Source organism: Amycolatopsis orientalis DSM 43388, assembly GCF_000411975.1.
Lineage (GTDB): Bacteria > Actinomycetota > Actinomycetes > Mycobacteriales > Pseudonocardiaceae > Amycolatopsis > Amycolatopsis orientalis_D.
This window is the reverse complement of record NZ_ASXG01000124.1, coordinates 149,980-172,255: the sequence shown is the minus strand read 5'-3', so window position 1 is coordinate 172,255 and position 22,276 is coordinate 149,980. Positions and strand designations below refer to the sequence as shown.

Genomic DNA, 22,276 nt, shown 5'->3' with positions numbered 1-22,276 from the left:
TTCTGTCCAGTGTGCAAAGTCTGTTGTGCCGCTCAGGCCCGGCTCAGCGTGCGGCGCACCGCCGCCAGCTGCCCGGAGGTGCTGCCGTCGATGACCTCGTCCCCGACGCGGACGACGAGGCCGCCGCCGAGTGCCGGGTCGATCTCGACGTGCAGCGCGATCGGCCGCCCGTAGATGCCGTCGAGCTTGGTCCCGAGAAGGGCCCGCTGCTCGTCGGTGAGCGCGTTCGCCGAGGTCACGTACGCGACCGAGCGCTCGCGCCGCTCGGCGGCCAGCGCGACCAGCTTGTCGAGCGCGTTGCCGATGCCGCGCCCCTTGGCGCGTTGCACGGCCTGCTCGACCAGGGTCTCGACGACCGCGTCGACCTTGCCCGCGAACAGCTCGCGGACCAGGGTCCGCTTCGCTTCCGCGGGAGCGGTCAGGTCGGACAGCGCCGCCTCGAGTTCCGGGGCGCCCGCGACGATCCGCGCGACCTGGAACAGCTGAGACTCGACGGTCTCGACGTTCCCGGCCTTTTCGGCGGCGGTGAGCAGCGCCGAACGGCCGATCGACTCGAGCCCGTCCACCAGCTCGCGGGGACTGGACCAGCGGCTGCCCGCCACGGTGTCGAGCACCTTCAGGGCCTGCTCGCTCAGCTTCCCGTCGAACAGGCGGCGGACCAGGCCCTGGCGGCTCTCCGGGGCGACCGAAGAATCGCCGACCGCACGGCGCAGGCCGATTTCGCGGTCGAGGAGGTCGACGACCGAGAGCAGCTCGTCCCCGACCTTCGCGGGTTCGGCGCCCGCTCCGGCCAGCACCTCGCCGAGCGTGCGCTCGGCGAGGTCGAGCGCTTCACGGCTCGCAGCATGCAGCGTCATCTCTGGTTACTTCCCCGCTCCGTTAGTGGCCCCGGCGGTGTCCAGCTCCGCGAGGAACCGGTCGACGGTGCCGCGGCGGCGCGCCTCGTCCTCGAGCGACTCGCCGACGATGCGGCCGGCCAGCTCGACCGCGTTGCGGCCCATTTCGGCCCGCAGCTCGGCGACGATCTGCGCCTTCTGCGCCTGCAGCTGGGCGTGGCCCTGCGCCACGATCCGCCGGGATTCGGCCTCGGCCTGCTCCCGCAGCTCCGCCTTGATCTGCTCGGCTTCGAGCCGGGCGTCGTCGCGGATCTTCGCGGCCTCGGAACGGGCGTCCGCCAGCTGCGCCTTGTACTCCGACAGCGCCTTCTCGGCCTCCGCCTGAGCCTTCTCGGCCTTCTCGATCCCGCCTTCGATCTTCTGCGCCCGCTCCTCGTACGCCTTCTCGAAACGAGGGACCACGTACTTCTTGAGGATGAACAGCAGGATCAGGAAGGCGACGATGCCGAGGATCAGTTCCGAGATGTTCGGGACGATCGGGTTCTCTGATGCGAGCACCACTTGGGTCTTCAGCACAACGTCTCCTTAGCGAGAGCGGACGACTCAGGCGGAGGCGATGAAGTAGATGACGATACCGATCAGAGCCAGCACCTCGGTGAGCACGAAGGTGGCGTAACCGATGCCCTGCAGCTTGCTCTGGGCCTCCGGCTGACGCGCGGTGCCGTTGATCACCGCGGCGAAGATCAGGCCCACACCGATGCCGGGGCCGATCGCGCCCAGGCCGTAGCCGATCGCGGCGAGGCCCTTGTTGAGGTTGATGGTCTCGGCGGCGGCCTGGGCCAGAACGATGTTGCTCACGTGCGTTTCCCTTCACTTCGGTCCGCGCACTCACGCGGATCGGGGTCTTTAGGTGTTCTCAGTGCTCCGACGCCAGCGCGGCGCCGATGTACCCCGCGGACAGCAGGGCGAAGATGTACGCCTGGAGGCACTGGATGAACGCCTCCAGGAACGTCAGGCCGATGGCGAAGATCCACGCCACCAGCGACACCGGCTTCAGCGCGATGCTCGAGGTCTCGGTCAGCAGGAAGGTGCCGCCGAGGGTGAAGACCGCCAGGATCAGGTGTCCCGCGAACATGGCGGCGAAAACCCGGATGGCGAGCGTGAGCGGGTTGAGGAAGAACTTCTCCGCGAACTCGATCAGGGCGTACAGCGGCAGCACCGGGCCGGGGACGCCGGCCGGGGCGAGCTCCTTCTTGAAGTACCCGCCGAGGCCGTGCCTCTTGATCCCGACGTAGTGGTAGACCGGGTAGACCACGAGCACCGACAACGCGATCGGGAACCCGAACCGCGCCATGGTGGGGAACTGCAGGAACGGGATGACCCCGTACAGGTTGTTCAGCAGGATGAAGGTGAACAGCGCGAAGATGACCGGCACGAACCGCTTGAAGTCTTTCGAACCGATCTGCTCGCGGGCGATGTTGTTGCGCGCGAAGTCGTAGATGCCCTCGGCCACGAACTGGCTTTTGGTCGGCACGATCTTCAGCTTGCGCGTCGCCAGCAGGAAGTACCCCGCGATGATGATCACCGAGAGCACCACCAGGAGCATCGGCTTCGTGACGAAGCCGAACAACGGCGGCAGCTCAAAGCTTTCGGCGCCAGGGGGCGCGAAGGTCGCACCCTCGGTCAGTACCAGCGCGGCCACTGGGCTCCTCCCGGTTCTCCCGGCCGGCGTTCACTCCGCCGGGGGAATCGTCACGATCTGGACTTAACGTACCCGATACGCATCGGGACGCCGGAGGCGGCGGTACCCACCGCGCGCGGAGCCCATTCACCGGTCCGTGCACGAGGGATGTCTCGCGTGAACACTGCCCTGCGGTCTACTTCGGACCAGCTGGAGAGAGGCGGAACCATCCGGTCGCCACACTGCTGATCGCGGTTCGTCGTCGGGAGTGCGCGGCCGAGGCCGCCACCCATGACGCGGACCATACCAGCAGGTCAATCACTGCCGTACAGGCGTACTCCTTACCAGCCGAACGGTCCAGGACCTAAGTCCCGGATCCGGCTGGGACCCTTGTCCCGAACCCGTCAATTCGCGGCGGGAATGATGGTCGGAATACGCGCTTTGCGGAATGCGGCGAACTCCGCGGCGGCGGCCACGAGAATGGCGACGATCATCGTGATGCCCAGCGAAAGCGGGTGCAGCACGGTGACGCCCTTGAGCAGAGTGAGCGCGAGGAACAGCAGGATGACCTTCGCCGCGTACCCGCCGAGAGCGATGAGCATCACGAGCGAGGGGTCCTGTCCGGCGGATACCTTCATCATGCCCAGCGTCGACAGCGAGGCGATCATCGCCAGCACGCCGCCGACCAGGGCGCCGAGGAAGCCGTGCAGTCCGTTGAGGACGGTGAAAAGCACAATGCAGACCAGGATGAACGGCGGGGTGAACAGCAGCGAGGCCCGCGTCATGGAGCGCGCGAGCCGGCGCACCGGAGCGGCGTGCGGGTTCTCCGGAGCTGTGGCCTGAGCCGGTGCCTGGGACGTCTCGGGCGTCTCGGTGTCGCTCACTGCATTCGCTCCTCGTTCGGTTCGACCCGCCAGTATAGACCGCCCGCGGCCTCAGACGCCCGGGCGGTGCCGGGAACGCAGCCTCGGCACCAGGGAAACCAGCACCGCGACGAGCAGCGCGGCGCCAATGGCCCAGAACACGACCGGACTGTCGAAAATCGTGATGGAGACCGCGCCGAAAGACAGAATTCCGGCCCACAAATAGATCAACAGCACCGCGCGCCGTTGCGAATGGCCGATTTCCAGCAACCGGTGGTGCAGATGCATTTTGTCCGCGGCGAACGGGCTCTGCCCGCGCCGCGTGCGCCGGACGACGGCCATCACGAGGTCGAGCACCGGCACGAACAGCACCGCCACGACGACCACCAGCGGGGACAGCAGGGCCAGCGCGTCCGAGGCGGAGAACCGGGTGTAGTTGACCCGGCCGCTGGCCGAGGTGGTGGCCCCGGCGAGCATCAGCCCGATCATCATCGATCCGGAGTCGCCCATGAAAATTTTGGCCGGCTGGAAGTTGTACGGAAGGAAACCGAGACAGCCCCCGGCGAGCGCGGCGGCGATGAGCGCGGGCGGGTACGAGCCGAAGTCGCCGCCCGCGTTGTCGAGCAGGCCGAGCGAGAACACGCAGGTGGCGGCCGCGGCGATGAACCCGAGCCCGCCGGCCAGCCCGTCGAGGCCGTCGACGAAGTTCATCGCGTTGACCATCACCACGACCATCACCACGGTCAGCAGCGCGCCCTGGTTCTTGTCCAGCACCAGCACCGAGCCGATGGAATCGCCGTTGCCGCCCCACGGCACCCAGAACGACACCCACTGCACGCCGAAGATCACCAGGATCCCGGCGCACATGACCTGTCCGGCGAGTTTCGTCCACGCGTCGAGCTCGAACCGGTCGTCCAGGATGCCGATGAGCGAGATGACCCCGGCCGCGAGCAGCACGCCGACCGCGTCGTAGGAGACGTCGAACCCGTGGCTGAGCGCGGGAAGCTGGTGCGCGAGCCCCATCGCCGCGGCGATCCCGAGGTAGATGCCGACGCCGCCCATCCGCGGGATCGGCTTGACGTGCACGTCGCGCGCGCGGGGGTTGGCGATCGCGCCGATCCGGATGGCCACTCGCCGCACGACGCCGGTCAGCAGGTAGGTCACCGCGGTCGCGGTCAGCGCGACGAGCAGGTACTCCCGGATCGGGAGAAGTCCTTGGACTACAGGCATGACCGCGTCACGCCCGCCGGGAGGTCGGAGTCACCGCGCCACGCTACCGCGCCCGCGTGCGGTCGCGGTGAACGGCAGTCGCTTCCCCGGCTCAGTCCAGCGTCTCCTCGGCGACGCCGATCACCTCGGCGATGGCGGCCTTGCTGACCGCGCCCTCGCGCAGCACCAGCGGCCTGTCTCCGGTCAGGTCCACGATGGACGACGCCACCGTTTCCCCGCTCGACCCGCCGTCGAGATACACCGACACCGCGTCGCCGAGCTGCTCCTGCGCGTCCTCGACCGTCGAAGCGGGCGAACGCCCGGAGACGTTCGCGCTCGACACCGCCATCGGGCCGACGTCGCGCAGCAGCTCGAGCGCGACCGGATGCAGCGGCATCCGCAGCATCACGGTGCCGCGGGAGTTGCCGAGATTCCACTGCAGACTCGGCGCGTGCGGCAGCACGATCGACAGGTCGCCCGGCCAGAACGCCTCGATGAGCGCCCGCGCCTGCGGCGGAACGCCGAGCACCAGACCGTCCACAGTGGACCAGGAGCCGACGAGAACGCCGACCGGCATGTCCGGGCCGCGGTTCTTCGCCCGCAGCAACGCCTGGACGGCGCCGGAATCGAACGCGTCGGCGCCGATGCCGTACACCGTGTCCGTCGGCAGGACGACCAGCCGGCTCGACCGCACCGCGGCGGCCGCCGCGGACAGGCCTTCGGCTCGGGATTCGCGCTTGCCGCAGTCGTAGACCGCACTCATGGCAGCAGCCTATCCCCCGGCGCGGACTCTCTCGGAGCGCCCCGAGGCGGGTTCTTTCGCCGGCTAGGGGCGCTGACCGACCCATGACCGGCTGGCTGGCTCGGCGGCCTGCCCCAATGCCGCATTGGGTGCGTGAGATGCGCCCAATGCGGCATTCGGTGCGTGGTTGTCCCGAATGGCGGGGTCAGCAGCGCCGCGTTGAGCGGGTTCGCCGCCGCGCCGTGCGGCAGGCGATGCGGTGCACTGGCGCAGCCCGGCGGCGACTCAGCTGCCGTAGCTGGCCTGCTTCACCGCGAACACGTTCCGGTTCCCCTTCCCCTCCTGCAGGGACCACAGCAGATCCGCGTCCTTCGGGTCCTCCCAGTACGAGATGCTCTCCCCGCTGCTCACCCAGGCGTGCGTGGCCGGGCCCGCGGCCGGGGTCCAGTAGTAGAGCTGTTTCTGCGCCGAGGAGTTGAACCACCAGCGGCCGTTGTGCGAGGCGACGCCGTTGAGGTTGTACCAAGGCAGTTTCAGCGCCTGGCTCGCCGTCGTGGAGGCGGCGAACGTCGTCGCTCCCGACGCGAACGGGAAGCGCACCGCGCGCGGCGCGCGGTTCGGGTAGTCGGTGCAGTCGGCCTTGCAGGTGTACTCGGTCATCACGATCGACTTGCTCACCCGGTCCAGCGAGATGCTCGACCAGGCCAGGTTCGTCCCGGACGTCGTGTGCGCGGCGATCGTGCCGACCTGCGGAAGGACATAGCGGTAGTTGTGCGCGTAGTACTGGCCTCCGGAACGGCCGATCTGGTCGGCGGTGCCGCCGGAGTTGACCTCGAGGATCTTGCGCAGGTCGAAGACCCGCATGCCGCCGCCGGTGTCGGCGACGTACAGGTAGTCGCCGTACCACGAGACGCCGCCGGCGTGGATCGGGATGTCCCGGTAGTTCGGCGAAGCGCTCGTGCCGGTCGGTTCGACGAGCAGGATTTTGCGGTACTTGTTCGGGTACGTCGCGTCCCAGTCGGCGAGCGTGATCCGGCTGCGGACCTGTTTGCCGCCGCAGGCGTCGCGGGTGTACCAGCTGACCGCGACGAGCTGGTGCCCGTCGTAGTTCCCGCCGTTGTCGCCGCCGACTGCGTCGCGGCTGGTGGTGATGCCCTGCGGGTAGCTGGTGCAGTCGTCGTTGTCGCCGTCGTCGAACCGGAAACCGCCGGTGAGCCCAGCCGGTTGGAAGCTGGACGGCAGCGGTTTGCGGTCGTGGTTCGCGTTCTCCATGACGGTGTGCACCGGCACGGCGTGCAGCTTCGAGGAAAGACCGGAGTAAATCGCGTCGTACTTGTGGTAGTCCGAGGTCAGCGTGTACTCGCTGGCCGGGAGGGTGGTCGGGCCGGCCGCGGCGGACGCGCTGGTCGCGCTCGCGGTGAATGCGCTGGCGGCGATGAGCGCCGCGCCGCAACCGGCGGTGATCCGATGACGCAAGTCCATGACTCCCCCAGAGTCTGATCGTCGGCCGCCTCAAGGTAGGGGCTGGCTCGATAGCGGGCAACCCAGTCAAAAGGCGCCATCCGCCGTTCGGGACGGACGGCGCCTTTCCCGGTTTCAGAACCCGATCGCGGTACAGGCGGTCGTCGTGGTCTTCGTCGGGTCAGCGATCGACGTCGCGGTCAGCCGCACGCGAGCGGTGTGCGGTGCGCCTGCCGAGCGTTTCGCGTACGCCTGGACGTGCGCCGAACCGCCGAATTTCGCGGTGGCCAACGCGTTCGGAAGGCGGACTTCCCAGCCGCGGGTGTCGGTGGACGCGGTCAGCCGGTAGGTGTCCTGGTCATACGGGGCTGTCGCGCCGCGGGCCGAACCCGGGTTGGCGAGGCGGAAATCGCAGGTGGCGAGGCCGCTTTGGGCGAACGCGGGCAGTGCGGGCCACAACCACGCGCCGCGCGCTTGCGGTCCGGCACCGTCCAGCGACGCGACGGTGATCGTGTACGACAGCACGCCGCGGCTGTCCCGGTCGAGGTCGGTGACGAGGAACCGCAAGCGGTTGGCCTCGTCGGTGTACTCGTAACCGCTGGAAGCTCCGGTGCCCGCCTTGAACGTGGCGTCGTTGAGCTGCCGGTAGTCGCCGACGGTGATCTTGACCGGCGTGCCGTCCGGGCGGACGTAGTCGGTGAGGCCGATGTCCTGCGGGTTCGCGTCCACGATCCATTCGAACGGCGCGGCGTCGCGGTTTTTGGTCTTGGCAAGCAGGACACCGGAATCCGGCGCGAACGAGTCCGACCCCATCCGGTCGACGACCTCGACGCTGTAGTGGTCGTACCCGCCGCCGTCGCACTTCGGGTCCTTCGCCGGATCGCACTGGGGTGATCGGTCACCGCCGGTGAGCGCGATCGTGATGCCCGCGTACGCGCCTTGCTCCGGCACCGCTTCCCGCGCGGTCACGCGGGCGGTGACGGGACCGGTCGTGGCGAGTTGGTCGCGGTCGAGGTTCAGCACGGACTTCGGATCGACGATGCCGAGCTTGAGTTTGTTGCGCAGCATGTGGTGCGCGCCCATCGAACCGCCTTCGGTGGCCGGGATCTGCCACCGCGTGTGCGGGCCGCCGGGACCGTTGAAACTGCCGCGCGACAACATTTCCCACGGCCCGGTGTAGGACCGCCGCGGCGGATTGCCGAACGGGTTGTTGTAGTTGTCGCCGATGCCGAGGATGTGGCTGAACTCGTGCGCGAACACGGCCTGGCCGGAGCTTTCCGCCTGGGTCGAGGAGCCGTTGGCCGCGTTGGGCCAGATGCTCGCCGCCGAGGCCCACGACGTCCACGGCACGTAGCGGGTGTGCGCCCAGTTCCTCTCGCCCGGTTTGCTGCCCGGCGGGCCGAATTCGGCGGGCACGTTCTCCTTCGAGCCGAATTTCATTTCGCCGAATTCCTGCCACGTCGAGCTTTCGTCCTGGCCCGCGGAAAGGAAGAAGACGAAGTCGAACTGGCCGGCCGCCGGGCCGACGTCGGCGCGCCACGCGTCGCCCGCGTCCTTGCGCAGGTCCCGCGTGCAGTCGGCGTTCGCGGGGCAGTCCTGCGGTTGCATTTCCATGCCGTACTCGAAGGATTTGCCCGGCATCCGGTAGGGCCCGAACGCGGTGAGGTCGACGCCGAACCGGCCGCCGGAGTCTTCCATCCAGTACTCGTTGATGGTGTGGCCGTGGTTCAGGGTTCCGGGTTCGTTGAGGAATTCCTGGTAGTGCCGCGCGACTTTCTCCCGCGGCAGATTGCTCGCCGACGGCGACGGATTGCCGAAGACGGTCGAACGCGCCGGCTTGGTGACGACGAAATCCTCGTCCGGGTAGTCGGCCAGCACGACGGCGCCCTTGAACTTGCGCACGGTCGGCTTCAACGACGGATCGGCCCAGTTGGTCCCGGGCACGGCGCGGTAGTCGTGCCAGGTCATGCTCGCCTGGTCGGCCCAGCGCGCGGCGTCCAGCGGCGCGGGCCAGCCCGGGGTGACCGGATCGGCCGCGGCGGTCCCGGAGAGCAACGCGGGCCCCAGCGCCGCCATCGCCACGACGACAGCGAGTCTGGCGCGGGTGGTTCTGGCGCGGGCGATCCGGGTGCGGGTGGTCCTGATGCTGGTGTTCCCGGCGCGAGTGATCCGAGTGTGGGCGGCCCCGGTGTGGGCGATCCGCGTGTGGGCGATCCGAGTGTGGGCGATCCGAGTGTGGGCGGTCCGGGTGCTGGCGGCTTTGGTGCTGGCGGCTTCGGTGCGGGTGGTCTGGACATGGGTGGCCCGGGTGCGGTGATTCCGGCGGGGTAAGGGGGATCTCATCCTCGCTCCTCACAGTCCGCCGGTCCGCCCGGCGGTCCCGAGGCCCGACGCTAACGGTGATCGTTAGGCGAGCGAACGAAATCCACCCCGCTGCCGCACGACGAAAGTCGGGCAGGAGGAAGGAAAAGGTGCGAATGGCGCAGTGCTAGCGCGGCGCGGGGGGGGGTTCCGTGAGGGCCACCTTCACCGCGGCTGATTCCTTCAGGGTTCCCCCACGACCAACCAGCCAGCCGTGAGGGGCCCCTTCACGGACCTGAATTCCCCCAAGGAGCCCTTCACGACCCTCCACAAGGCAGGGAGAGCAGCGCGAGATCAGCCCAGCCGACGGGCGGTCACGAACCGGGCTCGGCCGCTGTAGTCCGGGTGGTCCTCCACCCCGGTCAGCACCCGCCGGGCGCGGACCAGCGCGGGGACCGCCGAGCCGTGCGTGTCGTCGTGTTCGATCGCCAGTCCGCCGCCTGGGCGCAGCAGCCGCGCGCCGGCCGCGATGGCGTGCCGGATCACTGCCAAGCCGCTTTCCTCCGCGAAGACCGCGCGCGCCGGGTCGTGTTCGCCGACTTCCGGCGGGACCGGCGTGCCCTCCGGCACGTACGGCGGGTTGCACAGCACCAGGTCGACGAGACCGTCGAGTTCGGCGAACATCGTCGGGTCGGCGATGTCCCCGGAATAGAGCCGGATCGGGGTGTTCCCCGCCGCGCTGTGCACGTCGGCGTTGTGCCGGGCCCAGGCGAGCGCCTGCGGGTCGACGTCGACCGCGTAGACCACCGCGTCCGGGCGCTCGTGCGCCACCGCCAGCGCGAGCGCGCCGGAGCCGGTGCACAGGTCCACCACCACCGGGTATTCGCGGCCCTGCAGGAATTTCACGCCCCATTCCAGCAGCAGTTCGGTCTCCGGCCGCGGGACGAACACGCCGGCGCCGACGTTGACCGTGATGTTGCCGAGGGCGGCCCAGCCGGTCAGGTACTGCAGCGGGATCCGCTTCGCGCGCTGGGCGACCAGCTGGCCGATCGCCTCGATCACCGGCGGGTCGACCAGCGGCACCATCGGCAGCCTGCCCCGGTCGACGCCGAGCACGTGCGCGGCGATGAGATCCGCGTCCGACCGCGGCGATTCCACGCCCGCCTCGGTGAGGATCCGGGTGGCCTCCATGATGGCCAGGCGCAGCGGCTGCCGATTCACTGGTCGTCCTTCACTCGTCGAAACTCCCCCCGGCGGGGGTGCTGCCCAGCGTATCGACCCCCGGCCGCGCGGGGGTCACGCCTGGCCGAGATACCCGGACAGGACTTCGCGCCGCTGAGCGAGATCCCCGATCCGGCGCTCCACCTCGGCCAGTTCCCCGCGCAGCCGGCGCACCAGGTCCGGGCACAGGTCGAGGTGTGCGGCGGGTCCGCTCGCACAGTCCAGCATCCCGGCGATCATCTCCGTGGTCAGGCCCGCGGCCAGCAGTTTCCGGATCTGCGCCACCCGGACGACGGCCTCCTCGTCGTACACCCGGTACCCGCTCGAATTGCGCGTCGAGGTCAGCAGCCCCTGCTCGCCGTAGTACCGCAGCAGCCGTGGCGCGACGCCGGTGCGCTGCGCGAGTTCGCCGATCAGCATCCGATTTTCCCCTGCTTCTGGCCTTCACACTGGTGTCAATCCTTAACGTCGCGCCCATGACAGAACATTTCGCTCCCCTGGTCCTCGGGCAGGGCCCCGGCCTGCTGCTCGCGCACGGCGCGGGCGGCGGCGTGACGGCCAACTTCGGCCCGCTTCTGGACGACCTCTCCCGCACGCACACCGTGGTCGGGGCCGACTACCCGGCCGAGGGCGGCACGCTCGACGAACTCGCCGACGGACTGGTCGCGACCGCCGTCGACGCCGGGGTCGAGAAATTCACCGTGCTCGGCTACTCGCTCGGCACGGCCGTCGCGGTCCGCGCGGCCACCCGCCATCCGGACCGCGTGACCGGGCTCATTCTCACCGCCGGTCTCGCCCGGCCGGACGCGCGGACGGAACTGGCGCTGGACCTGTGGGCGCACCTGCTGGAGGGCGACCGTACGCTGCTCGCCAAGTACCTGCTGCTGGTCGCCGCCAGCGAGCCGTTTCTCGCCGCGCTCGCGCCGGACCAGCTCGCCGACGCGGCCGCCGGGCTGGCCGAGTCGGTACCCGAGGGCACGGCGAAGCAGGTCGAGCTGGTCCGCTCCGTCGACACCCGGGCCGAACTGGCGTCGATCGCGGTTCCGACACTGGTGATCGCCACGACGCTGGACTCCCTCGTGCCGCCGCGGCATTCGCGCGAGCTGGCCGATCGCATTCCCGGCGCGGAGCTGGTCGAGATCGCGTCCGGGCACGGCATCGCCGACGAAGCGCCGGAAGCCTGGCTCACCGCGATCCGGAAGGGGCTGCGATGAGCCGCCAAGTGGTTCTGCCGAACGAAACGCCCGACCTGACCCCGCGCCGTCTCGCCGACCTCGCCCGGCTGGCCGAGGAGCTGGGCTACGAATCCGTCTGGCTGCCGGACCACGTGCTGCCGCCGGAACCGTTCGGCGAGGTCTTCGGCGGCGTGTACGAACCGCTGGCGACGCTCGCCTACCTCGCCGCGGCGACTGAACGCGTCCAGCTGGGCACGTCCGTCGTGATCGTGCCGCTGCGCGAACCGCATCTGCTGGCCAAACAGGCCGCGACGATCGACCGGCTGTCCGGGCACCGGCTGATCCTCGGCGTCGGCGCGGGCTGGAACGAGCCGGAGTTCGCGGAGCTCGGCGCGGATTTCTCTCGCCGCGGCGCGATGCTGGACGACACCCTTGCGCTGCTGGACCAGCTGTTCACCACCGGACGGGGCCGGGCCGGCGGGTATTTCGAGCCGCGACCGAGGGGGCGGATTCCGATTCTGGTCGGCGGGAACTCGACGGTCGCGCTGCGCCGGGCGGTGCGGGCCGGGGACCAGTGGCTCAGCGCGGGTCTCTCTCCGGAGGCGTTCGCGGAACGGGTCGCGAAGCTGGATCAGCTCGATCCGCAGCGCAGGGTGCGGCGGATCGCCCGGCAGCAGTTCGACGAGAAGACTGCCGCCGAGACCTACCGCGCTTATCGAGAAGCGGGCGCGGACGCGGTGGCGGTGCACTTCGGCGCGGACGAGGGCTACGAGAAGCGGATGACCGCGTTCGCGGCGGCGACCGAGTGAAGTCTCGGGAGCGGCGATCCCGGTCAGCGCCGCGATCGCCGCTCACCAGGCCGTGTGCCCCAAGGCCGTGCCGTGCTCCCCTCTAGACTCGCCCGGTGAGATCCAGGGACCTCCGCTTCGGCCTCGGGGTATTCGTCGCTTCGCTCGGACTGTTGCTGCTCCGCTTCCTGGTGCCGCGTCCGGTCGGCATGGCCGACAACGGCGACGGCTGGCGGCTGCTGTGCCAGCTCGGCGGGCGGCAGCTGGACCGGCCCTCGGAAGGGTTCGTGCGGTTCAGTTACGGGTCCGCGCCGCCGTGCGATTCCGCGTACGTCTCGAGCCAGGCCTGGCTGGACTGGGCGGCGGGCAAGATCGGCACGCTGTTCGGCGCGGCCGGGGTGCTGAACCTGCTGGTGCTCGGCGCGCTCACCTGCGTGCTGGTCGCCGGCGCGATCACGGTCACCGTGCTCGGCCTCGACCTGAACCGGCGCAACCGGCTGATCGCCACGGGGTTGCTGCTGCTCGTGATGGGCGACTCGGCGTTCTTCGGCTATTTCGCGTCGGTGCTCAGCGAAGGCGCGGCGTTCCTCGGCATTCTGCTGATCTGCGGCGGCCTGTTCCTGCTGCACCGCCCCGGAAAACTGCGCTGGGCCGGGGCCGCGGTGACCGTCCTCGGCGGGCTCGTCGGGATCAACGCCAAATCGCAAACCCTGTTGCTCATCCCGCTTTTCGCGCTCGCGCTGCTGCTGACCCGGCCGTCCGGCGCGCGCGGGCGGAAACGCTGGGCGCTGCCGCTCGCCGTGCTCGCGCTCGTGAGCGCGGGCACCCTGGCGGTTCAGTCCCAGGGCGACCCGGCCAACGCGGAATACCGCGAGGCCAACATGTACCACGCGATTTTCAATTCCATTGTGGACGGAAAGCACGACACGAAGGCCGACCTCGCCGCGCTCGGGCTGCCGGAATCGTTCGAGCAGTACATCGGCACCGGCTGGTGGGGCGAGCACGCGGCCTGGCACGACCCGGTTTACGCGCAGTACCGGGACAAAATCAGCCGCCGCAACGTGCTGCACTACTACGCGACGCACCCAGGCCGGACGGCGGAAATCCTGCAGCAGGGCGGCGTCGACGCGCTCACCGCGCGGCCGGAAAACCTCGGCAGCTTCGGCGAACTGTCGGGCCAGCCGCGACTGTCCAAGGAGTACCGCGTGCCGGTGTTCTCCGGGCTCGCCGCGTTGGTCGCGCCGCTCGGGCTGTTCGTGCTGGTGCCGATTTGGGTGCTCGTCGGCTGGGCCGGGGTGCGCGCGTTCCGCCGGGACCGGCGCGAGTACGGGATTGTCGCGTTCCTGCTGGTGTTCTTCGCGGCGGGACAGCTGGGGCTGTCCGCGTTGGGCGAAGGCATCGAAGGCGTGAAGCACCAGCTGCTGACGCTGTTCCCGACCGTGCTCGCCGTGGTGTTCGCGGCCCTCAGCCTGCTTCCCCGCGCGGAAACCGCGCCGGAGCGGACCGAGGACCCGAGCGTCGAGGAAATCCCCGCTGCCGTTTGAGAATCAGCCCGCCTGCGCGGCGAGCCGTTCCTCCCGGTCCGCGGCGGCCAGCGCGTCGAGCACGCCGTCCAGATCGCCGTCGAGCACCTGGTCCAGGTTGTAGGCCTTGTAGTTCACCCGGTGGTCGGAGATCCGGTTCTCCGGGAAGTTGTACGTCCGCACCCGCTCCGAGCGGTCCACGGTCCGCACCTGCGAACGGCGCGCGTCCGACGCCTTCGCCGCCGCCTCTTCCTCGGCGATCGCCTGCAGCCGGGCCTGCAGCACCTGCAGCGCCCGCGCGCGGTTCTGGATCTGCGACTTCTCGTTCTGGCACGACACGACGATCCCGGTCGGCAGGTGCGTGATCCGCACCGCCGAGTCGGTGGTGTTGACGCTCTGCCCGCCCGGGCCGGACGACCGGAACACGTCGATCCGCAGGTCGTTCGGGTCGATTTCGACCTCGACCTCTTCCGGCTCCGGGTAGATCAGCACGCCGGACGCCGACGTGTGGATGCGGCCCTGCGATTCGGTCGCGGGCACGCGCTGCACGCGGTGCACGCCGCCCTCGAACTTCAGCCGGGCCCAGACGCCTTCGACGTCCGCGGTCTTGCTCTTGAGCGACAGCGTGACGTCCTTGTAGCCGCCGAGGTCCGACTCGGTCGCGTCGAGCACCTCGGCCTTCCAGTTGTGCCGCTCGGCGTAGCGCAGGTACATCCGCAGCAGGTCGCCGGCGAACAGCGCGGATTCCTCGCCGCCCTCGCCGGATTTGATCTCCATGACGACGTCGGAACCGTCGTACGGGTCGCGCGGCAGCAGCAGTTCGGTGAGTTTCGCTTCGAGCTGCGGGATTTTCGCCGACAGCTCCTCGGCCTCGGCGGCGAACGCCGCGTCCTCGGCCGCCAGTTCCCTGGCCGCGGAAAGGTCGTCGCGGGCCTGGTCCAGCTCGCGCACCGCGCGCACGACCGGGCTCAGCTCGGCGTAGCGGCGCCCCAGTTTGCGGGCCCGGGCCTGGTCGGCGTGCACCGCCGGGTCGGCCAGCTCCTGTTCCAGCCGCGCGTGCTCGTCGAGCAGCCCCTTGAGCGAACTCGAATCCACTTCGCCGTCTTCCTCTCGCGAACAGGCCCGGACAGAACAACGGCGCCCACCCGGGCGTGCGGGTGGGCACCGTCGAACGAGCTACTTGGCGTCGGTCTTCTGCCGCTTGCCGTAGCGCTTCTCGAACCGGGCGACCCGGCCACCGGTGTCCATGATCTTCTGCTTGCCGGTGTAGAAGGGGTGGCAGTTGGAGCAGATCTCGACGTGGATCTGACCCGACTCCTTCGTGCTGCGGGTGACGAAGCTGTTCCCGCAGTTGCACGTGACGGTCGTGGTCACGTATTCGGGGTGAATACCGCTCTTCATGGTGTCCTCTCTCGTTGGCCCCGGGTCCCCAGTGCGGGGTGAACCGGTGCCGGACTTCAGCGGGTCATTCTGCCAGACGCGCTGGCAAGGGCTTCAACACACCCCGGTGACCAGGTATTCCGCCGCCGTTCGCGACGGTGGGTAGTGAAGGACATTCGCATTGTACGGATTTTGTACCCGCTGACGAGACGCTGGCCGAGTTCGTGAATCGCTCACTCACTGGAGGTCCGGACATGCGCACGACCGACCTGCTCACCCGGCTCGCGAAGCCGGCCGCGGCGGTGGCACTGGCCGCGTCCGCCGCGGTCTTCGCGCCCGCCGCGAACGCCGCCGACGGGATCACCGCGGCGGACGTCAACCCCGCCGCGGGCACGTTCACCGAGCTGTCCGAGGCGAACCTGGCCGGAGCCGGCGACGGCACCCCGGCCGGCGCGGTCGCCTGGTACAAGGCGCACGCCGGAAGCACCGGGTGGGAGCACTACTGCGAGAAGGCCGCGGAGAACTCCTACGGCGTCACCGGGGTGTGGGCGTCCGCCAACGCGCACTGGAACGGCGCCAGCCCCAAGCACACCAGCGGCAAACCGCCCGCCGGTTCGTTCGTGTACTGGAACATCAGCGCCTACGGCCACGTCGGCATCGCGGACGGCAACGGCGGGTTCTACGCCACGAGCGTCGGCGGCAAGATCGGCCACGGCAGCTCCACGAGCTACTTCAACAACTACCGCGGCTGGACGCCGGCGGCTGTTCCCCGTCACTGAGCCGGGGCTCGTGCCCGCCATCCCCCGGCACGAGCACCCTGAACCGACGGAGCGTTCCTGGCCGCGCCTGGGGTCGGCGAGGAACGCTCCGTCGGAGGGAAAGCCTTACTGCAGCACGATTACCGTGCACCGGTCACGCAGCCGTGGCCGTCTGCGGACAGCGGCCGACATCGTGCGGGACATGCGCATTCGATCTTCCGCGTTGCTGCTCGGCACCGTGCTGGCCGCCACTGTGGTCCAGGCCAGCCCGGCTTCCGCCATCGGTGTTCATCGGCGCGCCAACACACCTGCCGGCGCGACCACCGCGGCTGGAACGTCCGCGTCGGATCGCTGGGACACGAAGTCCGGCGGAGGCGAGATTCCGTTGTCGTTCCAGCATTGCCGCAACGGCTGCACGACAGTGTCAGCTTCCGGGCAGCAGGTGGCGGCGATCGGAGGAGGCCTGGGTTCGGGCAACCGGCTTGACCTGGACCGGCCCGGCTGCCGGTTGACCGGAAGCCGCGCCGGAGCGGCGTAAAACGAAAGCGGCCCGCCCCGGAAAACCCGGGGCGGGCCGTTCGCGTCGAACCGAGACTCAGTCGTCGTCTCCGCCGCCGAGGGCGGTCTTCGAGACCTGCATCAGGAATTCGATGTTGGTCTTCGTCTTGCGCAGCCGCGAGATCAGCAGGTCGATGGCCTGCTGGGAGTCCAGCGCGTGCAGCACGCGGTGCAGCTTGTGCGTGACGGCCAGCTCGTCCGGCGAGAGCAGCAGCTCTTCCTTGCGGGTGCCGGACGGGTTGACGTCGACCGCCGGGAACACGCGGCGCTCGGAGATCTTGCGGTCGAGCTTGAGCTCCGCGTTGCCGGTGCCCTTGAACTCCTCGAAGATCACCGTGTCCATCGTGGACCCGGTCTCCACCATCGCGGTCGCGAAGATGGTGAGCGAGCCGCCGTTCTCGATGTTGCGCGCGGCGCCGAGGAAACGCTTCGGCGGGTACAGCGCGGTCGAGTCGACACCACCGGACAGGATCCGGCCGGACGCGGGCGCGGCCAGGTTGTACGCGCGGCCCAGCCGGGTGATCGAGTCGAGCAGGACGACCACGTCGTGGCCCATTTCGACCAGGCGCTTGGCCCGTTCGATGGACAGCTCGGCGACCGAGGTGTGGTCGGACGGCGGGCGGTCGAAGGTCGAGGCGATGACCTCGCCCTTCACCGACCGCTGCATGTCGGTGACCTCTTCCGGACGCTCGTCGACCAGCACGACCATGAGGTGCGCCTCGGGGTTGTTGGTCGTGATCGCGTTCGCGATGTCCTGCATGATCGTGGTCTTGCCGGCCTTCGGCGGGGACACGATCAGCGCGCGCTGGCCCTTGCCGACCGGCATGATCAGGTCGATCACGCGGGTGGTGAGCTTGTGCGGCTCGGTCTCGAGGCGCAGCCGCTCGTTCGGGTACAGCGGCGTCAGCTTGGTGAAGTCCGGACGGCGCTTGGCCTCCTCCGGCTCCAGGCCGTTGATCGAGTCGACGCGCACCAGCGGGTTGAACTTCTGCCGCTGCTGCTCGCCCTCGCGCGGCTGGCGCACGACGCCGGTGATCGCGTCGCCGCGGCGCAGGCCGAACTTGCGGACCAGCGACAGCGACACGTACACGTCGTTCGGCCCGGCCAGGTAGCCCGAGGTGCGCACGAACGCGTAGTTGTCGAGCACGTCCAGGATGCCGGCGACCGGCAGCAGGACGTCGTCCTCGCGGATCTCGGTGTCCGGCGCGCCGCCCTCGGCGCGGCCGCCCCCGCTGCCCCGGCGGCGGCGGTCGCGGAAGCGGCGCCCGCGGCGGCCGCCTTCCTCGTCGTCGTCCTGCGGGCCGTTGTTGCGGTTGTCCTGCTGGTTCCGCTGCCGGTTGTCCTGGCGGTCCTGGCGGTTGTCCTGGCCGCCGCGGTTGTCCCGGTTGCCGTCGCGGTTGTTGTTGTCGCGGTTGTCGCGGTTGCCGCCCTGGCGGTCGCCGCGCTGGTCGCGCTGGCCGTCGCCCCGGTTCGCGCCGCCCCGGCGACGGCGGTTGCGGCCGCCTTCCTCGGATTGGCCGTCGGACGGGCCCTCGGACCGCTCCGGGCGCTCCTGCGCGGGCTTCGTGTCCTGCGGGGTCTCCGCCTTCGGAGCCTCAGCCTGCGGAGCCTCCGCCTTGACCGGCTCGGCCTTCGGCTCCGCCTGGGCAGCCTCGGACTGGGGAGCCTCGGCGGCCTTCGGGGCGTCGGCCTTGGCCCGGCGGGCGGGCTTCTCGGCTTTCTCCGCCTTGACCGGCTCGACGCCGTCGAGCGGCAGCGTGTCGGCCGGCGCGGAGGCGCGCTTCTTGCTCTTGCCCTGCCGCTCGCGGATCGCGGCGATCAGGTCCCCCTTGCGCATGCCGGTGGTCTCGCCCACGCCCAGTTCGCCCGCCAGCTGGCGGAGCTCGGCGATGACCATTCCGGACAGGCCCCCGGTGCGGCGCTTCGGAGCTGCCGCGGCCCCATTGGTCTCAGCGGCCGCGGCGGGGGTCTCCACGTCGCCGCTCAACAGATCGGTGTTGCTCACACATGTCCTTCCTGACCGATCCACGTTCCAGGTGGATCAGCGGACTGCCGCCGGTAGCGAGACGGCTTCTGCCTCCGATGCGGACGGCTCGCGCCCAGCCGTGCGAAACACAGCGAAGCGCCGCCAGCACAGGGTGTTTGCCCCCTCCGGACGGAGAAAGCGGAATTCGGCACCGCCGGAACCGGAAACCCGCCTGCGTCCCTCCGCCTCCCGCGTGCCAGGCGGTGCGGAATCGGCGGATCGACGAAGGATGCGGACCGGAGCCGCCGCTAGGGGCGAACAGGCCCGGCATCGGGTGCGGAAACGCACGGTGATCGAACGCCCCCGAGGGTAGACCGCGCCCTGTCCGGGTGCAACAACCACCCCCCGCGTGGCGCACGCTGCCGTCCAGCCTGTGACCAGGTCGTCACCTGGGCACTACCTGCACGCCATCGCGGTCCACGGGCAATTCGGAGACGTCGAAACCCGTAACGTCGACACCGGCCGGGAGTATTCCCGTGAGCGTGAGAGCGAGCACAGTCGGCCCGGCCCCGGAAATGGTGGCAGGCACTCCGCGGGCACGCAGCGTACGCACGAGTTCGGTGCTCGCCGGGTACGCCTCGGCGCGGTAATCCTGGTGCAGCCGGTCCTCGGTGGCGGCCATCAGCAGTTCGGGCCGCTCGGTCACGGCGAGCACCGCGAGCGCCGCCCGTCCCGCGCTGTGCGCCGCGTCGGCGTGCGGCACCCGCGCCGGCAGCAGCCCGCGAGTGGCGTTGGTGGACGACTTTTCGGCCGGCACCGCGACCACCGGCCGGATCGCCGCGTTCGGCTCCACGCGTTCGGCGCGGAACCGGCCGTCCTCCGCCCACGCCACCACGAGGCCGCCGAACAGGCTCGCCGCGGCGTTGTCCGCGTGCCCCTCGAACTCGGCCGCCAACTGGAGCGCGTCGGCGTCGAGCGGACGCCCGGCCAGCACGTAGCCCAGCGCCACGCCGGTCACCACCGCGGCCGCCGACGACCCGAGGCCGCGCGCGTGCGGAATGCTGTTGTGACACCGCAGATGCAGGCCGGGCGGCCGGACGTCCAGGTGCTCGCACGCCCGCCGGAGCGCACGGACCACCAGGTGTGATTCGTCGGTCGGCACGTCCTCGACGCCACCCGCTCCCGCGTCGAGCACCTCGATCTTCAGTCCGCCCTCGGTGACCTGCAGTTCGACCACGTCGTAGCGGGCCAGCGCGAGGCCGAGCGCGTCGAATCCCGGGCCGAGGTTCGCCGTCGACGCCGGGACCGTCGCGCGGAACGCCGGCAGCGCGGTCACGGCAGGTCCAGCGCCGCCGCGACGGCCGTCGGGTCGACCGCGAGCGGTTCCACCTCGACGTTGCCCTCCAGCGCCGTGGCCGGGTCTTTCAGGCCGTGTCCGGTGACCGTGCAGACCACCTTCGCGCCCTTCGGCAGCCGGCCGTCCGCCGCGGTGGTCAGCAGCCCGGCGACGCTCGTCGCGGACGCCGGCTCCACGAAGACGCCCTCGCGACGGGCCAGCAGCCGGTACGCCTCGAGGATCTTCTCGTCGGTGATCGCGTCGAACAGGCCGTCCGACTCGTCGCGCGCGGAAACCGCGCCCGCCCACGACGCGGGGCTGCCGATGCGGATCGCGGTCGCGATGGTGTCCGGGTCGGAGACCGGTTCGCCGTGCACCAGCGGCGCGGCGCCAGCGGCCTGGAACCCGAACATCCGCGGGGTGTTCTTGACCACACCGTCGCTCGCGTACTCCGAATAGCCCTTCCAGTACGCGGTGATGTTGCCCGCGTTGCCCACCGGGAGGCAGTGCACGTCCGGTGCCTCGCCGAGCACGTCGCAGATCTCGAACGCCGCGGTCTTCTGCCCGGCGATGCGCACCGGGTTGACCGAGTTGACCAGCGTGACCGGATAGTCCGCCGCGGTCTTGCGGGCGAGTTCGAGGCAATCGTCGAAATTGCCGTCGACCTGCAGGATCCGCGCGCCGTGCAGCACCGCCTGGGCGAGCTTGCCCATCGCGATCTTGCCCTGCGGCACCAGCACCGCACAGGTGAGCCCGGCCCGCGCGGCGTACGCGGCGGCCGAGGCGGAGGTGTTGCCGGTGGACGCGCAGATCACCGCTTTGAGCCCGCTCGCGAGCGCGTGCGTGATCGCCACGGTCATCCCGCGGTCCTTGAACGAGCCGGTCGGGTTCGCGCCCTCGACCTTCAGGTACACCTCGGCACCGGTCAGCTCGGACAGGTGCGCGGCGGGCAGCAGCGGGGTGTTGCCCTCGCCGAGCGTGACCACGCGCGCCCCGTCGGGGACCGGAACCCGGTCGCGGTACGCCTCAATGATCCCCGGCCAGGAACTCATGCTGCCGCCTCGTTTCGGAGTTTCCCCATGCTAACCGGCGAGGCCGCGGCAGGAAGGTCCATGGTTGCCCTGCCCGCGGCGCTCACGCGTCTTCGCCTTCCACCCGCATCACGCTGACCACCTCGTGCACCACGTCGAGTTTCGCGATCTCGTCCACAGTGGACTGCAAAGCCGCGTCCGGGGCGAGATGAGTGACCACGACGAGGCTCGCCGTGTCGTTCGCGTCGCGCTGGCGCACCGCGGCGATGCTCACGCCGTGCGCGGCGAACGCCTGCGCCACCTGGGCGAGCACGCCCGCGCGGTCCGCGACGTCGAGGCTCACGTGGTAGCGGGTGGGCGTCTGGCCCATCGGCCGCACCGGCAGCGCGGCGTGCGCCGATTCGCGCGGGCCGCGTCCGCCGAGCACCTGGTTGCGCGCCACGGCAACGAGATCGCCGAGCACCGCGCTGGCCGTCGGCGCGCCGCCCGCGCCCTGGCCGTAGAACATCAATTCGCCGGCCGCGTCCGCTTCGACGTAGACCGCGTTGAACGCGCCGCCGACGCCGGCCAGCTGGTGGCTGCGCGGAATCATCACCGGATGCACGCGCGCGGAAACGGATTCCGTGCCGTCGTCCGCGGTCACGCGTTCGCAGATCGCCAGCAGCTTCACTGTGCGGCCGAGCGTGCGCGCGGCGGCCAGGTCGGACGCCGTGACGTCGGCGATGCCTTCGCGGTGCACGTCTTTCGCGGTGACCCGCGAGTGGAACGCCAGCGAGGCAAGGATCGCGGCCTTCGACGCGGCGTCGTAACCGTCGACGTCCGCCGTCGGGTCCGCTTCGGCATATCCGAGCCGGCTCGCCTCGTCGAGCGTTTCGGCGTAGCCCGCGCCGGTGGCGTCCATCGCGGAGAGGATGTAGTTCGTGGTGCCGTTGACGATCCCCATCACGCGGGTGATCCGGTCGCCCGCCAGCGATTCGCGCAGCGGGCGCAGCAGCGGGATGGCCCCGGCGACGGCGGCCTCGAAGTAGAGGTCCGCACCGCTGTCGTCGGCCGCCTCGAACAACTCGGCCGAATACTCGGCGAGCAGCGCCTTGTTGGCGGTGACCACGGATTTGCCCGCGTTCAGCGCGGTGAGCAGCCAGCTGCGCACCGGGTCGATCCCGCCGACCAGTTCGACCACCACGTCGACGTCGTCGCGGGCCACGAGCGCCGCGGCGTCGTCGGTGAGCAGTTCGGCGGGCAGTTCCGGGTGCTTGTCCGGACGCCGCACGGCGATGCCGACCAGTTCCACCGGCGCGCCCGCGCGGGCCGCCAGCTCGCTGGCCTGTTCGGTGAGCAGCCGGGCGACCTCGCTGCCGACGGTGCCGCAGCCCAGCATCGCGACCCGGACGGGCGCCCGGTCCGCGGGAGACGGGCTTTTCGGAGACGGGCTTTTCGGAGACACAGT

General features: G+C 70.2%; 23 protein-coding genes. 6 read left to right on the top strand and 17 right to left on the bottom strand.

Going from position 1 to position 22,276, the window contains the following annotated elements; genetic code table 11:
• Positions 1–32: 32 nt before the first annotated feature.
• The 9 genes from L942_RS24910 to L942_RS24870 form a co-directional block, all read right to left on the bottom strand.
• Positions 33–857 (bottom strand): F0F1 ATP synthase subunit delta, encoded by an 825-nt coding sequence (locus L942_RS24910; RefSeq protein ID WP_037364820.1) that lies wholly within the window; start codon positions 855–857, stop codon positions 33–35.
• A gap of 6 nt (positions 858–863) precedes the next feature.
• Complete coding sequence (locus L942_RS24905; protein WP_037364817.1) at positions 864–1,412, bottom strand: F0F1 ATP synthase subunit B; 549 nt, start codon at positions 1,410–1,412, stop codon at positions 864–866.
• Between the two features lie 27 nt (positions 1,413–1,439).
• Positions 1,440–1,694 (bottom strand): hypothetical protein, encoded by a 255-nt coding sequence (locus tag L942_RS24900; protein ID WP_009082593.1) that lies wholly within the window; start codon positions 1,692–1,694, stop codon positions 1,440–1,442.
• Between the two features lie 58 nt (positions 1,695–1,752).
• Complete coding sequence (gene atpB, locus L942_RS24895; protein WP_037364814.1) at positions 1,753–2,538, bottom strand: F0F1 ATP synthase subunit A; 786 nt, start codon at positions 2,536–2,538, stop codon at positions 1,753–1,755.
• 383 nt (positions 2,539–2,921) lie between these two features.
• The gene (locus L942_RS24890) at positions 2,922–3,401 is read right to left on the bottom strand and encodes a hypothetical protein (protein WP_037364810.1); all 480 of its coding nucleotides are present in this window, start codon (positions 3,399–3,401) and stop codon (positions 2,922–2,924) included.
• A gap of 51 nt (positions 3,402–3,452) precedes the next feature.
• On the bottom strand, positions 3,453–4,610 hold the full coding sequence (locus L942_RS24885; protein WP_037364808.1) for a glycosyltransferase family 4 protein: 1,158 nt from the start codon (positions 4,608–4,610) through the stop codon (positions 3,453–3,455).
• A 91-nt stretch (positions 4,611–4,701) separates the two neighbouring features.
• Positions 4,702–5,352: an L-threonylcarbamoyladenylate synthase gene (locus L942_RS24880; protein WP_037364805.1), complete on the bottom strand. Its 651-nt coding sequence runs from the start codon at positions 5,350–5,352 to the stop codon at positions 4,702–4,704.
• A gap of 264 nt (positions 5,353–5,616) precedes the next feature.
• Entirely contained in the window at positions 5,617–6,813 is a 1,197-nt protein-coding gene (locus tag L942_RS24875) for a hypothetical protein (RefSeq protein WP_037364802.1), read from the bottom strand.
• Between the two features lie 114 nt (positions 6,814–6,927).
• Positions 6,928–8,868, bottom strand: coding sequence for a M6 family metalloprotease domain-containing protein (locus L942_RS24870; RefSeq protein WP_051166217.1), 1,941 nt, complete (start codon positions 8,866–8,868; stop codon positions 6,928–6,930).
• Positions 8,869–8,896: 28 nt separating this feature from the next.
• Here L942_RS24870 and L942_RS42150 point away from each other — a divergent pair, with 28 nt between their 5' ends.
• Positions 8,897–9,109 (top strand): hypothetical protein, encoded by a 213-nt coding sequence (locus L942_RS42150; RefSeq protein WP_051166216.1) that lies wholly within the window; start codon positions 8,897–8,899, stop codon positions 9,107–9,109.
• Positions 9,110–9,447: 338 nt separating this feature from the next.
• On the opposite strand, the gene prmC is transcribed toward L942_RS42150, so the two are convergent.
• Both prmC and L942_RS24860 read right to left on the bottom strand, forming a co-directional pair.
• On the bottom strand, positions 9,448–10,314 hold the full coding sequence (gene prmC, locus L942_RS24865) for a peptide chain release factor N(5)-glutamine methyltransferase (protein ID WP_037364799.1): 867 nt from the start codon (positions 10,312–10,314) through the stop codon (positions 9,448–9,450).
• 75 nt (positions 10,315–10,389) lie between these two features.
• Entirely contained in the window at positions 10,390–10,734 is a 345-nt protein-coding gene (locus L942_RS24860) for a MerR family transcriptional regulator (protein ID WP_037364797.1), read from the bottom strand.
• A 56-nt stretch (positions 10,735–10,790) separates the two neighbouring features.
• Here L942_RS24860 and L942_RS24855 point away from each other — a divergent pair, with 56 nt between their 5' ends.
• From L942_RS24855 to wsfD, 3 genes are all read left to right on the top strand, one after another.
• A complete protein-coding gene (locus L942_RS24855) occupies positions 10,791–11,528 on the top strand; it encodes an alpha/beta fold hydrolase (RefSeq protein WP_037364794.1) in 738 nt (245 codons plus the stop codon).
• On the top strand, positions 11,525–12,298 hold the full coding sequence (locus L942_RS24850; RefSeq protein ID WP_037364791.1) for a TIGR03619 family F420-dependent LLM class oxidoreductase: 774 nt from the start codon (positions 11,525–11,527) through the stop codon (positions 12,296–12,298). The genes L942_RS24855 and L942_RS24850 overlap by 4 nt, the downstream gene beginning before the upstream one ends.
• Before the next feature lie 95 nt (positions 12,299–12,393).
• Positions 12,394–13,821: a glycan biosynthesis hexose transferase WsfD gene (gene wsfD / locus L942_RS24845; RefSeq protein WP_037364788.1), complete on the top strand. Its 1,428-nt coding sequence runs from the start codon at positions 12,394–12,396 to the stop codon at positions 13,819–13,821.
• A 3-nt stretch (positions 13,822–13,824) separates the two neighbouring features.
• On the opposite strand, the gene prfA is transcribed toward wsfD, so the two are convergent.
• Entirely contained in the window at positions 13,825–14,895 is a 1,071-nt protein-coding gene (gene prfA / locus L942_RS24840) for a peptide chain release factor 1 (protein WP_037364785.1), read from the bottom strand.
• A gap of 81 nt (positions 14,896–14,976) precedes the next feature.
• Entirely contained in the window at positions 14,977–15,201 is a 225-nt protein-coding gene (rpmE, locus tag L942_RS24835) for a 50S ribosomal protein L31 (protein ID WP_037364783.1), read from the bottom strand.
• 233 nt (positions 15,202–15,434) lie between these two features.
• Here rpmE and L942_RS24830 point away from each other — a divergent pair, with 233 nt between their 5' ends.
• Complete coding sequence (locus tag L942_RS24830) at positions 15,435–15,959, top strand: hypothetical protein (protein ID WP_037364781.1); 525 nt, start codon at positions 15,435–15,437, stop codon at positions 15,957–15,959.
• Positions 15,960–16,140: 181 nt separating this feature from the next.
• Positions 16,141–16,476: a hypothetical protein gene (locus L942_RS24825; RefSeq protein WP_037364779.1), complete on the top strand. Its 336-nt coding sequence runs from the start codon at positions 16,141–16,143 to the stop codon at positions 16,474–16,476.
• 57 nt (positions 16,477–16,533) lie between these two features.
• Here L942_RS24825 and rho read toward each other — a convergent pair whose 3' ends face one another.
• From rho to L942_RS24805, 4 genes are all read right to left on the bottom strand, one after another.
• The gene (rho, locus tag L942_RS24820; protein WP_037364777.1) at positions 16,534–18,501 is read right to left on the bottom strand and encodes a transcription termination factor Rho; all 1,968 of its coding nucleotides are present in this window, start codon (positions 18,499–18,501) and stop codon (positions 16,534–16,536) included.
• A 406-nt stretch (positions 18,502–18,907) separates the two neighbouring features.
• Entirely contained in the window at positions 18,908–19,798 is an 891-nt protein-coding gene (gene thrB / locus L942_RS24815; protein ID WP_440201339.1) for a homoserine kinase, read from the bottom strand.
• A complete protein-coding gene (gene thrC, locus L942_RS24810) occupies positions 19,795–20,850 on the bottom strand; it encodes a threonine synthase (protein ID WP_037364775.1) in 1,056 nt (351 codons plus the stop codon). The genes thrB and thrC overlap by 4 nt, the downstream gene beginning before the upstream one ends.
• Before the next feature lie 82 nt (positions 20,851–20,932).
• Positions 20,933–22,273 (bottom strand): homoserine dehydrogenase, encoded by a 1,341-nt coding sequence (locus L942_RS24805; protein ID WP_268745744.1) that lies wholly within the window; start codon positions 22,271–22,273, stop codon positions 20,933–20,935.
• Positions 22,274–22,276 lie beyond the last annotated feature (3 nt).

Coding starts and splice junctions, on each gene's coding strand:
- thrC (WP_037364775.1), bottom strand. CDS start 20,850: ATGAGTTCCTGGCCGGGGATCATTGAGGCGTACCGCGACCGGGTTCCG.
- L942_RS24830 (WP_037364781.1), top strand. CDS start 15,435: ATGCGCACGACCGACCTGCTCACCCGGCTCGCGAAGCCGGCCGCGGCG.
- L942_RS24825 (WP_037364779.1), top strand. CDS start 16,141: ATGCGCATTCGATCTTCCGCGTTGCTGCTCGGCACCGTGCTGGCCGCC.
- L942_RS24880 (WP_037364805.1), bottom strand. CDS start 5,352: ATGAGTGCGGTCTACGACTGCGGCAAGCGCGAATCCCGAGCCGAAGGC.
- L942_RS24885 (WP_037364808.1), bottom strand. CDS start 4,610: ATGCCTGTAGTCCAAGGACTTCTCCCGATCCGGGAGTACCTGCTCGTC.
- L942_RS24910 (WP_037364820.1), bottom strand. CDS start 857: ATGACGCTGCATGCTGCGAGCCGTGAAGCGCTCGACCTCGCCGAGCGC.
- L942_RS24860 (WP_037364797.1), bottom strand. CDS start 10,734: ATGCTGATCGGCGAACTCGCGCAGCGCACCGGCGTCGCGCCACGGCTG.
- L942_RS24855 (WP_037364794.1), top strand. CDS start 10,791: ATGACAGAACATTTCGCTCCCCTGGTCCTCGGGCAGGGCCCCGGCCTG.
- rpmE (WP_037364783.1), bottom strand. CDS start 15,201: ATGAAGAGCGGTATTCACCCCGAATACGTGACCACGACCGTCACGTGC.
- L942_RS24870 (WP_051166217.1), bottom strand. CDS start 8,868: ATGGCGGCGCTGGGGCCCGCGTTGCTCTCCGGGACCGCCGCGGCCGAT.
- L942_RS24875 (WP_037364802.1), bottom strand. CDS start 6,813: ATGGACTTGCGTCATCGGATCACCGCCGGTTGCGGCGCGGCGCTCATC.
- L942_RS24850 (WP_037364791.1), top strand. CDS start 11,525: ATGAGCCGCCAAGTGGTTCTGCCGAACGAAACGCCCGACCTGACCCCG.